This is a genomic window from Aquamicrobium ahrensii (assembly GCF_040545755.1).
In the GTDB taxonomy this organism is placed as follows: Bacteria; Pseudomonadota; Alphaproteobacteria; order Rhizobiales; family Rhizobiaceae; genus Mesorhizobium; species Mesorhizobium ahrensii.
In genome coordinates this window covers 159259-173637 of sequence record NZ_JBEPMN010000002.1, presented here as the reverse complement: position 1 = coordinate 173637, position 14379 = coordinate 159259, and the positions used below count along the sequence as shown (strand labels likewise).

Sequence of the window (14379 nt, the reverse complement as noted above, 5' to 3'; positions counted from 1 at the left end):
GGCGGGGTGTCCCGGAGGTGCGCCTGCCCGCGCGGCCTGAACCGCGCTTTCCGGCATGCGTCGCCTTCAACGTCCCCGTCCACAGCGCCACGGGGACAAGATGCCGGCGACCACTGCACTCCAGACAAACGGGACCGATGCGGTTCCACCATCCATCGACACCGAAGTCCGCACCCCGACCGAGCCGGGCTACCGCATCATCCGCCGCAACGGATCGGTCACGCCCTTCGATCCGACCAAGATCACCGTTGCGCTGACCAAGGCGTTTCTGGCCGTGGAGGGTTCGGTGGCGGCCGGCTCGCGCCGCGTGCATGACGTGGTCAAGGATCTGACGGAACAGGTCGTGTCTAACCTCATGCGCCGCGTTGGCGAGGGGCGCACCTTCCACATCGAGGACGTGCAGGATCAGGTCGAGCTGGCGCTGATGCGTTCGGAGCACCACAAGGTCGCCCGCGCCTATGTGCTTTATCGCGAGGAGCGCACCCGCGAGCGGGCGGCCGCCAGGGCGTCCACAATCGAGACGGCGGCGCCTTCGCTCCACGTCACCCTCGCCAATGGCGAAAAGGCGGCGCTGGACGAAGACCGCTTCCGCCGCATCGTCGAGGAAGCCTGCGAGGGACTGGAGGCGGTGTCGCCGCAGACGATCCTGACCGAAGCGCTGCGCAACCTCTATGACGGCATCACCGAGGACGAACTGTCGCTGGCGCCGATCCTCGCCTCGCGCACGCTGGTCGAGACCGAACCGAATTACAGCTTCGTTTCCGCCCGCCTGCTGCTCGACCGGCTGCGCCACGAGGCGCTGAGCTTCGTGACCGGCCGCTCCGAGCAGGCCACGCAGGCCGACATGGCCGGGCGCTACGCCACCTATTTCCCCGAATTCATCAGGACCGGCATCGAGGCCGAGCTGATCGACCCCGAACTCGGCCGCTACGACCTGAAGCGCATCGGCGCGGCGCTCAAACCGGAGCGCGACCTGAATTTCCAGTATCTCGGCCTGCAAACCCTCTACGATCGCTATTTCCTGCACACCAAAGGCAAGCGCTTTGAGCTGCCGCAGGCCTTCTTCATGCGCGTCGCCATGGGGCTCGCCATACGCGAGATCGACCGCGAGGCGCGCGCCATCGAGTTCTACAATCTGTTGTCGTCCTTCGACTTCATGTGCTCGACGCCGACCCTGTTCAATTCCGGCACGCTGCGGCCACAGCTCTCGTCCTGCTTCCTCACCACCATCGGCGACGATCTCGAAGCCATCTTCAAGGGTGTCCGGGACAACGCGCTGCTCGCCAAATATTCCGGCGGCCTCGGCAACGACTGGACGCCGGTGCGCGGCCTCGGCGCCCACATCAAGGGCACCAATGGCGAGAGCCAGGGCGTCGTGCCTTTCCTCAAGGTGGCCAACGATACGGCCATCGCCGTCAATCAGGGCGGTAAGCGCAAGGGCGCGGTCTGCGCCTATCTGGAAACATGGCACGTCGACATCGAGGAATTCCTCGATCTGCGCAAGAATACCGGCGACGACCGCCGCCGCACGCACGACATGAACACCGCCAACTGGGTGCCGGACCTTTTCATGGAGCGCGTCGCCGCCGACGGCGAATGGACGCTGTTCTCGCCCGACGAGGTGGTCGACCTGCACGACCTTTACGGCGCAGCCTTCCGCAAGGCCTACGAAGCTTATGAGGAAAAGGCGGCGGCCGGCGGCGTCAGGGTGTATCGCAAGGTGCGGGCGCTCGACCTGTGGCGCAAGATGCTGACCATGCTGTTCGAGACCGGGCATCCGTGGATCACCTTCAAGGACCCCTGCAACATCCGCTCGCCGCAAGGCCATGTCGGCGTGGTGCATTCGTCGAACCTGTGTACGGAAATCACCCTCAACACATCGAAGGACGAGGTGGCCGTGTGCAATCTCGGCTCCGTCAACCTCGCCAACCACGTGGCGCAAAAGGGTCTCGACCTCGACCGTCTGGCGCAAACAGTCGCCACGGCGATGCGCATGCTCGACAACGTCATCGACATCAACTTCTACACAATCCCCGAAGCGCGCGCCTCGAACCTGCGCCACCGCCCGGTCGGCCTCGGCCTGATGGGCTTCCAGGACGCGCTGCAGGCGCTGCGCATCCCTTATGCCTCCGAGGCGGCTATCGAGTTCGCCGATCGTTCGATGGAGGCGATCAGCTATCACGCCATTTCAGCGTCGGTGGAACTCGCCGCCGAGCGCGGCCGCTATCCGAGCTTCGAGGGTTCGCTGTGGTCGAAGGGCATTTTGCCGCTCGATTCCATCCGCCTGCTGGAGGAGGCGCGCGCGGGCGTTGAAATGGACCAGGGCTTCACGCTCGACTGGGACAGCCTGCGCAAGCGGGTGAAGACCACCGGCATGCGCAATTCCAACACCATGGCGATCGCGCCGACGGCGACCATCTCCAACATCTGCGGCGTGGCGCAGTCGATCGAGCCGGCCTATCAGAACCTGTTCGTCAAATCGAACATGTCGGGCGACTTCACCGTGGTGAACGCCGCGCTCGTCCATGACCTGAAAGCCCGCGGGCTGTGGGACGAGGTGATGGTTTCGGACATGAAGTATTTCGACGGCTCCGTCGGCCAGATCGACCGCATCCCGGACGATCTCAAGGCCCTCTACGCCACCGCCTTCGAAATCGACTCCTCCTGGCTGATCGACGCCGCCTCGCGCCGCCAGAAATGGATCGATCAGGCGCAGTCGCTCAACCTCTACATCGCCAATCCGAGCGGCAAGAAGCTGGACGAGCTTTACCGGCTTGCATGGCGCAAGGGCCTGAAGACGACCTATTACCTGCGCTCGCGCTCGGCCACCCATGTCGAGAAGTCGACGCTCAAGGGCACCGACGGCAAGCTCAACGCCGTTTCGCCGGCAAGCGTGTCGGCAGCGGAAGCTGCCACGCCGATCATGGTCGACCCAAGTGCGGCATGGGGCAAGGCCTGCGCCATCGACGACCCCGACTGCGAAGCCTGCCAGTAAGCAGGCACCCGCCCTCCCCGCCGGGGAGGGCAAAGCTGACAGGCCGGGATGGGGAGACATCGCCCCATCCTGCGCCATCACCATTCATGCGATCCCGACCGGCCTCCGGCCGATGCCTGAAGCGTCAGGGATGGGTGCGCCAAGCCTAACCGGAGAATGAGATGCTCGACTGGTCCGAACCCAAAAACAACCCTTCAATCCCGCTTCCGGGCAAGGATGCGCCTGCCGGCGACGCCACCGGCCTTGGCGAAATCGAGCGGGGCGCCGCGCGCGTGACCGTCGATGAAAAGCGCATGATCAACGCCCGTGCCGACGTGAACCAGCTCTTGCCGCTGAAGTATCGCTGGGCATGGGAAAAGTACCTCTCCGGCTGCAACAATCACTGGATGCCGACCGAGGTGTCGATGCAGGCCGACATCGCGCTGTGGAAGTCGAAGGATGGGCTGACGGAAGACGAGCGGCGCATGCTCAAGCGCAATCTCGGTTTCTTCGCGGCTTCCGAATCGCTGGTGGCGAACAATATCGTGCTCGCCATCTACCGCCATCTGACCAATCCCGAATGCCGGCAATATCTGCTGCGTCAGGCTTTCGAGGAGGCGATCCATACCCACACTTTCCAGTACATCGTGGAAAGCCTCGCCCTCGATGAAGGCGAGCTGTTCAACATGTACCGCGAGGTGCCGTCGATCACCGACAAAGCCGAATGGGCGCTGAAGCACACGCAGAACCTCGACAATCCCGACTTCAAGACCGGCACGCCGGATGCCGATCAATCCTTCCTGCGCGACCTTGTCGCCTTCTACGTCATCTTCGAGGGCATGTGGTTCTACACCGGCTTCGCGCAGATCCTGTCGCTCGGCCGCCGCAACAAGATGGTCGGCATCGCCGAACAGTACCAGTACATCCTGCGCGACGAATCGATTCACCTGAATTTCGGCGTCGACGTCATCAACCAGATCAAGCTGGAAAACCCGCACCTGTGGACCAAGGCGTTCCAGGACGAGGTGCGCGGCATGATCCTCGACGCAGCCGAACTGGAAGCCGCCTATGGCCGCGATACGATGCCGCGTGGATTCCTCGGCCTCAACGCGGCGCTGTGCGAGCAATACATGCACTTCATCGCCAACCGCCGCTGCGCCCAGCTCGGCCTCGCGCCGGTCTTCGCCGAGACCGAAAACCCGTTCCCATGGATGAGCGAAACCATGGATCTGAAGAAGGAAAAGAACTTCTTCGAGACCCGCGTCATCGAGTACCAGAACGGCGGCGCGCTGGCCTGGGACTGACCTGGATCGCCGTGGGACGGCAGGTTCACGCGTCACGGCATCGCCTGTCGTCTTTGCGCCGGGGCGATGTCGCTTTCTCATGCTCCTCGCCACCGCGAATGGTGTTCACATCAATATGCTTAAGGTGCCCGACCGCCTCGTGCGGAAGGGAGAATTGGGAAGCCGGCGCCCTCGCAAGAGGAAGTCCGGCGCTGCCCCCGCAACGGTGGCGGAGCGCAAACCTCGACGGTGAACCACTGGGGAGATGCCCCCGGGAAGGTGTCGAGGCGGTCCTTTACGGGACGCTCCGGAGCCCGGAAACCAGCCTTGAGCACGTTGGTCTCGACTGATCGCGGTGGGCGGTCAAGGAGCGAATGGCGTACGACCCGGCCGCCGGCGTCGGCGGTTGCCGTTCCTTCCCCAAATCACCACCAAGTTCAGTCCTTTAGCGAGGACAGGACATGGACGCCCGTAACGAAATGCTCACGCTGATCCGCGCCCGCAGGCACGGCTGGTCGCTGGAGCAGCCCTTCTACACCGATCCCGATTTCTTCAGGCTCGACATGGAGCTGATCTGGTATCGGGACTGGCTCTTCATCGGCCATGATTGCGAGGTGGCGAAGCCGGGAAGCTTCTTCACCGTGCAGGTCGGCTCCTACCCGATCGTGATCGTGCGCGACCGCGAAGGCAGGATCAGAGCCTTCCACAATTCCTGCCGCCACCGCGGAAGCCGCGTATGCACGACGCCGAAAGGCACCTCTGCGCGGCTGGTCTGCCCCTATCACCAGTGGACCTACGACCTCGACGGCAGGCTGCTCTTCGCCCGCCAGATGGCCGAGGATTTCGACCCGTCCGCCCATTCGCTCAAGCCCATCGCCTGCGAGAGCGTCGCTGGCTACATTTTCATCTGCCTTGCGGACGAGCCGGCCGATTTCGAGCCGTTCCGCATGCTGATGGAGCCCTATTTCGCACCGCACAAGCTTTCCGAGGCGAAGATCGCCTATGAATCGACCATCGTCGAGAAGGCCAACTGGAAGCTGGTGTGGGAGAACAACCGCGAATGCTACCACTGCGCGGGCAACCATCCGGAACTGTGCAAGACCTTCCCGGAAGCGCCCAGCGTCACCGGCGTCAATGGTGCCGAGAGCGATCCGGAGATGGTGGAGCACTGGGAAAAATGCGAGGCGGCGGGCCTGCCAGCGCGCTTCCGCATCGACGAGGCCGGACAGTTCCGCGCCACCCGCGCGCCGCTGCTGCGCGACGCGGTGAGCTACACCATGACCGGCAAGCCCTCGGTGAAGCGCAATCTTTCCGATCAGGTCAGCGCCGATCGTATCGGCACGCTGATGCTCTATCACTACCCCGCCACATGGAACCATGTGCTGATCGACCATGCCGTGACCTTCCGCGTCATCCCGCTTGGCCCTGAAGAGACCGCCGTCACCACCAAATGGCTGGTCCACAAGGATGCGGTCGAAGGCGTCGACTACGATCTGGAGGAACTCATCCATGTGTGGACGGAGACCAATGATCAGGACCGCCGCATTGTGGAGGAGAACGCCTTCGGCATCCGCTCGCCGGCCTATGAGCCCGGCCCCTATTCGGAACTGCATGAAGGGGGCGTGATCCAGTTCGTGGAATGGTATGCGCACTTCATGGAGCCACGGCTTTGCGAGGGTGAAAAGCCCAGGCTGAAGAACGTCGCCTGAGGAGAAGCCGATGAACGCCATGACCGATCCCGGGCTCTACCGCCATCTGGACGAGATGGCCCCGTGGAACGATCGCCTTCAGGTTCTGGAGGTGATCGGCATCGCGGACGAGACGCCGGAGGTGAAGACCTTCACCTTCCGGTCCGATGCGCAGACATGGTTCCGCTACAAGCCGGGCCAGTTCATAACGCTCGAATTGCCCGTGGACGACGGGCCGCTCATGCGCACCTACACGCTGTCGTCGTCGCCATCGCGCCCCTTCTCCATCGCGGTGACGGTGAAGGCGCAGCCGGGCAGCGTGGGCGCCCGCTGGATGTTCGACAATCTGGGTGTCGGCGCGCGGCTGAAAGCGTTCGGGCCGGGCGGCGAATTCACCCACCACAACCATCCGGCCGCCAAATATCTGTTCATCTCGGCCGGCTCCGGCATCACGCCGGTGATGTCGATGCTGCGCTGGCTGAACGACTGCGCGCCGGGCACGGACGTGTCCTTCGTCAACTGCGCGAGGCGGCCGGAAGAAATCATCTTCCGCAAGGAGCTTGAGTTGCTGGGCTCGCGCATGCCCGGCCTTTCGCTGTCGTTCCTGATCGAGGAACGCTCGTCGCGCGAAAGCTGGTTCGGCCATATGGGCCGCATCGACGCCGTGCGCCTGCCGCTTCTGTCGCCCGACTTCCGCGAGCGCGAAGTGTTTTGCTGCGGCCCCGAACCGTTCATGCGGGCGGTGCGCGAGATGTTGCAGGCCGCCGGCTTCGATATGGCGTTCTACCATCAGGAAAGCTTCGGCGCGCCGCCGGTCGAGCCCGCGCCCGCCGCCTTCCCCGAACTGCCCGCCAATGCGGACGCGGGCACGGCGCCCGCCGCAACCGTGCCGGTGCGCTTCAGCCTTTCCGATGTGGAGGGCGAATGCCTTCCCGGCCAGACCGTTCTTCAGGCGGCGCGCGCCAGCGGCGTGCGGATTTCGGCGGCCTGCGAGTTCGGTCTGTGCGGCACCTGCAAGGTGAAGAAACTGTCCGGCGAGGTCGAGATGAACCACAATGGCGGCATACTCGACGACGAGATCGCCGACGGCTTCATCCTCGCCTGCTGCTCCAAACCCCTCTGCGACCTCGAGATCGAAGCCTGACCATGGAAAAAGACGAGGCGGCCGTCGCCCTCCCACAACCACTCGACCGGCAAACGGCGGCGAAAATCTCGCCGCTGCCGCCGCCCGAAGAAGTGTTCGTCGACTGGCTGATGTCGGTGCCGCCGCATGCCTGCCTCGAAGACGAGGCGCGCCGCCAGATCGAACTGATCGACAGCCGCCCGACGCTGCATCCGGACGTGCGCTGCCTGCGCGCGCTGCTGGTCGCCGTAGCCGGCAAGGGAAACTGGCCGAAGCCTTCCGCCAGCCTTTGACCCACAGGTTGCCTGCCGCCGCAAATCGGCGACAGGCAAGGCGATCAACCGGCCAGCGCCCGCAATTCGCGGGCGGCCGCCACCATGTTGACCAGAGCCGGCCTGACCTCTTCCCATTTGCGGGTCTTGAGGCCGCAATCGGGATTGATCCAGATCTGGCTGTCGGCCAGCCGCTTGCGGGCCAGCTTGATGAGGTCGGTCATCTCGCCGGTATGCGGCACGCGCGGCGAATGGATGTCGTAGACGCCCGGCCCGATCTCGTTCGGATATTTGTAGTTGCTGAACGCATCGAGCAGTTCCATGCGCGAGCGCGAGGTCTCGATGGAGATGACGTCGGCATCCATCGCGGCGATGGCGTCGATGATGTCGTTGAACTCCGAATAGCACATATGGGTGTGTATCTGGGTCGAATCCCCCACGCCCGAAGACGCCAGCCGGAAGCCGCCGACCGCCCAGTCGAGATAGGCCTTCCAGTCCGCCTTGCGCAGCGGCAAGCCTTCGCGCAGGGCCGCCTCATCGATCTGGATCATGACCGCGCCCGCCTTTTCCAGATCGACCACCTCGTCGCGAATGGCGAGCGCGATCTGGCGGCAGGTTTCCGAACGCGGGATGTCGTTGCGCACGAAGGACCAGTTGAGGATCGTCACCGGACCGGTGAGCATGCCCTTGACCGGCCTGTCGGTCAGCGACTGCGCATATTGCCACCAGCGCACGGTCATCGGGTTGGGCCGCGAGACATCACCGAAGATGATCGGAGGGCGCACGTAGCGCGAGCCGTAGCTCTGCACCCAGCCGGCCTGCGTGAAGGCGAAGCCCGAAAGGTGCTCGCCGAAATACTGCACCATGTCGTTGCGCTCGAACTCGCCGTGAACCAGCACGTCGAGCCCGATTTCCTCCTGCCAGCGAATGGCGGCCTCGGTCTGCTTGCGCAGGAAGGCTTCGTAATCGGCAAAGCTGAGTTCGCCCTTCGCATGGGCGGAGCGGGCCTTGCGCACCTCGGCCGTCTGGGGGAAGGAACCGATGGTGGTGGTGGGGAAGCTCGGCAGGTTCAGCTTCTCGCCCTGCTTGCGGCGTCGTTCGGCAAAGGCGCTCTTGCGGCGTGCCATGGCGTCATCCACAGCGGCCAGCCTGCCCTCGACCAGCGGATCGTGGACGCGGAGCGATTTGCGGCGCGAGGCGATGGCATCGGCGCTGGCCTGAAGCGCTTCGGCAACCTCGCCGCGCCCCCCGGACAATGCCCGACCCAGAAGCACGAGCTCATCGAGCTTTTGCGTGGCGAAGGCGAGCCACGACTTCAGTTCCGCATCGAGCGCGGTCTCCAGCTCCAGATCGACCGGCACATGCAGAAGCGAGCAGGACGGGGCGATCTCGATGCGGTCGAGCGGCCAGCCGCAGACCAGCGGCTTCAGGTAATCGAGTGCGGCGGTGAGGTCGGCACGCCAGACGTTACGACCATCGATCAGCCCGAGCGACAGCACCAGATTCTTCGGCGCCAGCCGTGCCACCTGCTCAAGCTGCTCCGGCGCGCGCACCAGATCGATATGCAGGCCCGAGACCGGCAGCGACAGGGCGAGGTCCAGATTGTCACCGAGCGCGCCGAAATAGGTGGCGAGCATGATGCCGAGCGCTGGCACCTCCTCGGAGAAATGGCGATAAGCCGTTTCCAGCGCGGCACGCTCACCGTCATCGAGATCGAGGACAAGGCACGGCTCGTCGATCTGCACCCAGTCGGCGCCGGCCTTGTACAGACGGCCGAGCAGTTCCGAATAGACCGGCAGCAGCTTGGGCAGCAGCGACAACAGGTCGAACTCCTCGCCGCGCGATTTGGCGAGCCGGAGGAACGTGACAGGCCCGAGGATGACCGGGCGGGTGTGGATGCCCAGTTCCTTCGCTTCAAGGAAATGGTCGACAGGCTTGGCGGTGGCAAGCACGAACTGCTGTTCGGGCGCAAGTTCCGGCACCATGTAGTGATAGTTGGTGTCGAACCACTTGGTCATTTCCAGCGCAGAGGTGCTGTGGACATGGCCCGGATGGCCGCAACCCGCATCGCCCTGGCTGCCCCGCGCCATGGCGAAATAGGTGTCGAGCGGCACCTCGCCGCCCGTCCAGCCGTAGCGCTGAGGGATCGCCCCGATCATGACGGCCGTGTCGAGCACATGGTCGTAGAGCGAGAAATCGTTCGAGGGGATGCGCGTCACCCCCTTGTCGCGTTGCTGGCGCCAGTTTTCGGCGCGCAGGCGCTTTGCCGTTTCAAGCAGCGATTCGGCGGTATCCTTGCCAGCCCAGTAGTTTTCGAGAGCGAACTTGAGTTCGCGACGGCGGCCGATACGCGGCACGCCAAGCGTTGCGACGGGAACTGTCGAGATAGCCATTCCATAACCCCGATGGTTGGAGCGTGGTGACCAGAACAGCCGTCGTCGCCCGCCGGGAAAGCAGACGCACCGCGGCCATCGGGACACCCCGCCCGTGGACGTTTTCTGTCATGGCAGGTCTCCTGGCTCACGGGTCATCGCCTGCGCCCGTCTTCCCGGGGCTTTCACCCCAGTGACATGGATGGACGCAGGCTCTCCGCCTACAGTTGCGGGGGCAGCGCCGGCTTTCCTTTCAAAGGCACCGGCTTCCCTCTTAGCTTCAGGGCGTAAAATACCCCGAAGAACCACGACGAGGCGCAGTGTCGTGGTTTCAGTCACCGCTGTCAATATCACATAAAGAAATGTTTATATCGTGATCTGATCTTTTCGGATTTTTCCTATCAGGATCGCAACGCCTGCGCCGGGGTCTGGCGATAAGCGATGAGCGCGGGAAGCAGGGTCGCTGCCGCGCAGGCAACGAGCAGGAAGAGCAGCGTCCACAGGTCCGCCGCCTGGAACTCCACCGGCATGGCCACGCCGCTGTTTCTGGCCAGATAGCCGGATATGGCCCGCACGATCGCATAGCCGATGGCGAACCCGCAGATCACACCGGCCGCGACAAGGATGAAGACCTCCGTCCAGACCATGCCCATCACCACCGGGCGCGGTGCGCCGAAGGCCCTCAGCGCGCCGATCTGGCGGCGGCGCTGGAGCACGTGAACGGCCACCACCATAAGGATCGCCGCCCCGACCAGCGCCTGCGCGCCCATCGCCACGAAGCCGAGGATACGGCGGGCGTCGCCCAGGGTGCCGTAAAGCCTTGTCAGCACTTCACCGGGAAAGACGGCCAGTGTGGTTTCCGTGCGGTACTGCTGGCGCAGATTGTAGGCGTCGGCAATGCTCTTCGGCTTCACGAGAATCGCAGGCACCCCGGGATTGTCAGTGTGCAGCAATTCGGATTCATCGACCGCTTCGCCGGCGAAGCCCGGGCCGTGGTCATGGCCATGATCGTGGGGAACGCTGGCCACAGCGGCCAGCCCTGCCGTCTGCTCCGGCTCATGACCATGATCGTGATCGTGATTGGCGTGGGTGGCCCACACCGACTGGATCGGCACGAGGATGGCCCGGTCCCACGGCGTTCCCGTAGGCGCCATGCGGCCGACCACCCGGTACTCCACATGCGAGTGCACCTCGCCGGCTTCGCCGACCGCCCCGTGGAAGGGATGGAAGCTGTCGCCGATGGCGCGGCTGACCTGCGCGCCGACGATGGCGTCGCCCATGTGGCTGAACCCTTCGCCCTCGCCCAGCCCGCCAAGCATCTCAACCGCGTCGGAGGTCGTGCCCACGATCGGATAACCGGCCACGAAATCGCCGAAGCCGACGGGAACGGCATTTTCCACGCGCGGATCGGCCCGAAGCGCAGCCAGCGTTTCAGGCGGCAGCAGCGGCAGCGGTGCGGGTTGCAGAAAGATCGACGACAGGATGAGCTGCGTTTCCGAACCCGCAGCGCCGACGACCAGATCGAAGGCGGCCGCGGCACGCGCGCTGCCCAGCCGCAATGCGCGCTCCTGCAGCGTGACGGATACGCCGAGCGCCGTCGCCAGCGCGATCAGCAGGGCGAGGATCAGCGCGCCGATCCAGTTGCGGCGAAGGTCGGCAAGAATGAAATGGAACACTTCTTTCTCCGCTCAGGCCGCCAGGCGGCCGTTCTCCAGCCGCAAGGTGCGGCCCATGCGTTCGATAAGCCTGCCGTCATGGCTGGCAACGATCAGCGTCGAGCCGGCCTCCTGTGCCAGTTCGACCAGCAGGTTGGCGACGGCAGCGCCGGATTCGGCATCGAGGCTGGCGGTCGGCTCGTCGGCCACGATCAGGCCGGGCCTGCCGACCAGCGAGCGGGCAACCGCCACGCGCTGCATCTGACCGCGCGACATGGTGCCGACAAGCTGCTCCGGACGCTCGATCCCCACCCTTGCGAGCAATTCCCGGGCCCGCGGCTGCATCCCCGCCGGCAGGCGCAGGTGCGACAGGCGCTGGGGCAGCAGCACATTCGCCTCGGCGGACAGACCGGGAAAGAGATGAAAGTCCTGCATGACGAGACCCACATTGCGGGCACGCCAGCGGTCGCGCCCGCCTTCCGGCAATCCGGCAATGTTTTCGTCATTCCATGCAACGCGCCCCGAGCCGGCCCGCTCCATGCCGGTGACGATGTTGATGAAGGTCGTCTTGCCAGAACCCGAGGGGCCGACAAGCGCCGCCGTTTCGCCCGCAGCGAGGCTGAGCGAAGGCAGATCGAGCGCCGGAACCGGCAATCCCGGATAGCGCACCTGCAGGCCGTCGACGGAAAGCGCCAGCACGTTCAGACCCTCCGGAAATCAGCGCCGACGATGCGCAGCAGGCTGACGAAACCGGTCTCGGGGTCGGTCCAGGAGCCGACCTCGAGCTTGCCCGAAACCTCGATGATGCCGTTGGCCTGCTCGAAGGTCTGCGCCCGGTCGAGATAGACCACGATGATGTCGTCCGGCCAATCCGCATCCGAGGAACAGAAGGGACAGAGCGCCAAGGGAATTTCGGTGAGCACGAAGAAATCGGCTTCGGCCTTGAGCGGCGGGGCCATGAAGCCGCGCATGACCACGGACCTGCCTTCCAGCGCCTTCACCTTGTCGGAGAAGGTGAGGCCGAGAACGCTGACCTTGCCATACAACTCGTCGAAAGAAATCATGTCGGCGGCCGCATGGGCGGGGCGCGAAGCGGCGAGCGAAAGCACCGCGCCGCCCACCATACCCAGCATCTGCCGGCGTCGGATCTTGCGGGAATTCATTGCAGCCTCCTTTGCAAAGCCTGCGCGGAACGGAAACGGATGCAGGCCCGGAGCTTCTCCGGGCCTGTTTCCCGATGGCGAGGCGCTTACTGCGTCTGCTTTGCGCCCAGCGCCAGAGCGTCGGCCAGCACACGGTAGACGTCGCTCTGCTCCATATAGCCCTTGAAGTTCTCCGAGCCGGGGCCGGTAGCCTGAAGCACCACGTCGTCCACGGCATGGACGCCGGTGTCGCCGTCGCGCGGGATGTTGCCCTGCACCAGAACAGCGCCGGGAACGTCCTTGTAGGCCTCGTTGGCGATGTATTTCTTGTTCTCATCCTGAATGGCCGGAACGAACGGGCCGTCGAGTTTCGGACGGAAGGTCTCGTAGTGGTCGGGGCCGTTGTTGGCCGCCAGGAACAGGCGGCGCGAGACATCGACGCTGTCGGGATAGCCGTCGCCATCCGAGTCGACATAGTTCGGGAAGCCGGCATCGGCATAGGTGCCGACCTTCTCGCGCATATCGTCGCCCGGCTTCTCGTCATCGACCGTACCGATGATCGAGACGCCATGGGTGTGGTCGCCGGTGACGACGATCAGCGTATCGGGGTTCTGCTCGGCAAACTCGCGGGCGACGCCGATGGCCTTGTCGAACTCGATGGTGTCGACCACGGCGCGATCCCAGTCGAGCGGATGGGACATCTTGTCGACATTGGCGGCCTCGACAACCAGCACGAAGCCTTCCGCGTTCTTCGAAAGCTGGCCGAGAGCGGCTTTCGTCATGTCGACCAGACCGGGCTGCTCGGGGAACTTCTCCACGGTGCCCTTCTTCAGGAACTCGCGGTCGAGCGTGGTGTCCATGTTGCCGGTATGGAACAGGCCGAGCACCTTGCCGGTGTTGGAGCCGGCTGCCGCCTCCAGCTCACCCTTGGTGGTGGCCAGCGTATAGCCTGCTTCCCTGAAGCCCTCGATATGGTCGGTGTCGTCCTTGCGCTTGGAGCCGGCAACCGACTGCGGCAGGAAATAGGCCGATCCGCCGCCGAAGATCACATCGGGCTTCAGGTCGAAGATCTGGTTGTTGATGGCGGCCTTCTCGGCGCGGCGGCGGGTGTGGGCGAAGAGCGCGGCAGGCGTCGCATCCTGAAGTTCGGAAGTGGTGACGATGCCGACCGACTTCGAGGTCTGGCGGCGGAGCGCCTCGACCAGCGTCTCGACCTTCGGATCGTCGAACGGATCTTCGGTGCGGTCGGCATAGACGCCGATCGCGTTCACCGCGCTCTTGTGGCCGGTCATATAGGCCGACATGGTGTTGGCGCTGTCGGTGGCGACGGCTTCGGTGGACGAGGTGCCGATGAAGGCCATGCGGTCCAGTTCGTCCATGTTGAGGCGGCCATTGGCCTTGCCCTCGGTCATGCCCTTGGACATGATGCGGGCGGCGGTGCGGTGCGCGACCGAAAGACCGTCGGCGATCAGGAAGATCACGTTCTTGGCTCTGGGCTCGTCAGCGGTGCCGTAAACTTCCCACATCACGGTCTTTTCCTCATCGCCGGCCCTGGCGATGACGGTGTAGACGCCGGGTTCCGTGATCGTGACGCCTTCAAGACGCACGGCGGAAGCCTCAACGCCGTCTTCCTTCTCGATGAAGGTGGCTTCCTTGCCGAGCACTTCAGCGGCCGGCTTGCCATTGATGGTGACGCTGACGTCGGAGCCGGCGACGACGCCGTCGAACTCCACCTTAACGTCGAAGGGCGAAGCGGTGAGGATCGTAGCGCGGTCAAGCGGGTAGACCGTGGCGGCGCCGGCGACGGCCGGGACCAGTATGGTGGTTGCGGTCAGGATGGCGAGCAGGCTTCGCATGTCGGGTTCTCCGT

The 14379-nt window shown here is 64.5% G+C and carries 10 protein-coding genes and 2 riboswitches; of the genes, 5 read left to right on the top strand and 5 right to left on the bottom strand.

Annotation, left to right across the window (positions count from 1 at the left end):
• The first annotated feature begins 100 nt into the window (after positions 1–100).
• The 5 genes from ABID44_RS03700 to ABID44_RS03680 all read left to right on the top strand — a co-directional run bounded on the left by ABID44_RS03700 (position 101) and on the right by ABID44_RS03680 (position 7361).
• Positions 101–2995 (top strand): ribonucleoside-diphosphate reductase subunit alpha, encoded by a 2895-nt coding sequence (locus ABID44_RS03700; RefSeq protein WP_354150331.1) that lies wholly within the window; start codon positions 101–103, stop codon positions 2993–2995.
• Positions 2996–3156: 161 nt separating this feature from the next.
• On the top strand, positions 3157–4278 hold the full coding sequence (locus ABID44_RS03695; protein WP_354150330.1) for a ribonucleotide-diphosphate reductase subunit beta: 1122 nt from the start codon (positions 3157–3159) through the stop codon (positions 4276–4278).
• Positions 4279–4383: 105 nt separating this feature from the next.
• Positions 4384–4601, top strand: a riboswitch (cobalamin riboswitch).
• A gap of 117 nt (positions 4602–4718) precedes the next feature.
• Positions 4719–5966: an aromatic ring-hydroxylating oxygenase subunit alpha gene (locus ABID44_RS03690; RefSeq protein WP_354150329.1), complete on the top strand. Its 1248-nt coding sequence runs from the start codon at positions 4719–4721 to the stop codon at positions 5964–5966.
• A gap of 19 nt (positions 5967–5985) precedes the next feature.
• Complete coding sequence (locus tag ABID44_RS03685; RefSeq protein WP_354150582.1) at positions 5986–7089, top strand: FAD-binding oxidoreductase; 1104 nt, start codon at positions 5986–5988, stop codon at positions 7087–7089.
• A gap of 2 nt (positions 7090–7091) precedes the next feature.
• The gene (locus ABID44_RS03680; protein ID WP_354150328.1) at positions 7092–7361 is read left to right on the top strand and encodes a hypothetical protein; all 270 of its coding nucleotides are present in this window, start codon (positions 7092–7094) and stop codon (positions 7359–7361) included.
• A gap of 44 nt (positions 7362–7405) precedes the next feature.
• Here ABID44_RS03680 and metE read toward each other — a convergent pair whose 3' ends face one another.
• The 5 genes from metE to ABID44_RS03655 form a co-directional block, all read right to left on the bottom strand.
• The gene (gene metE / locus ABID44_RS03675) at positions 7406–9733 is read right to left on the bottom strand and encodes a 5-methyltetrahydropteroyltriglutamate--homocysteine S-methyltransferase (RefSeq protein ID WP_354150327.1); all 2328 of its coding nucleotides are present in this window, start codon (positions 9731–9733) and stop codon (positions 7406–7408) included.
• A gap of 95 nt (positions 9734–9828) precedes the next feature.
• A riboswitch (cobalamin riboswitch) is annotated at positions 9829–10037 on the bottom strand.
• A 76-nt stretch (positions 10038–10113) separates the two neighbouring features.
• A complete protein-coding gene (locus ABID44_RS03670; RefSeq protein ID WP_354150326.1) occupies positions 10114–11388 on the bottom strand; it encodes an ABC transporter permease in 1275 nt (424 codons plus the stop codon).
• Between the two features lie 12 nt (positions 11389–11400).
• Positions 11401–12066 carry an ABC transporter ATP-binding protein gene (locus tag ABID44_RS03665; RefSeq protein WP_354150325.1) on the bottom strand — a complete coding sequence of 222 codons (666 nt, stop codon included), beginning with the start codon at positions 12064–12066 and terminating at the stop codon, positions 11401–11403.
• Positions 12067–12068: 2 nt separating this feature from the next.
• A complete protein-coding gene (locus tag ABID44_RS03660; protein ID WP_354150324.1) occupies positions 12069–12530 on the bottom strand; it encodes a hypothetical protein in 462 nt (153 codons plus the stop codon).
• 86 nt (positions 12531–12616) lie between these two features.
• A complete protein-coding gene (locus ABID44_RS03655; protein WP_354150323.1) occupies positions 12617–14365 on the bottom strand; it encodes an alkaline phosphatase in 1749 nt (582 codons plus the stop codon).
• Between the last annotated feature and the right edge of the window lie 14 nt (positions 14366–14379).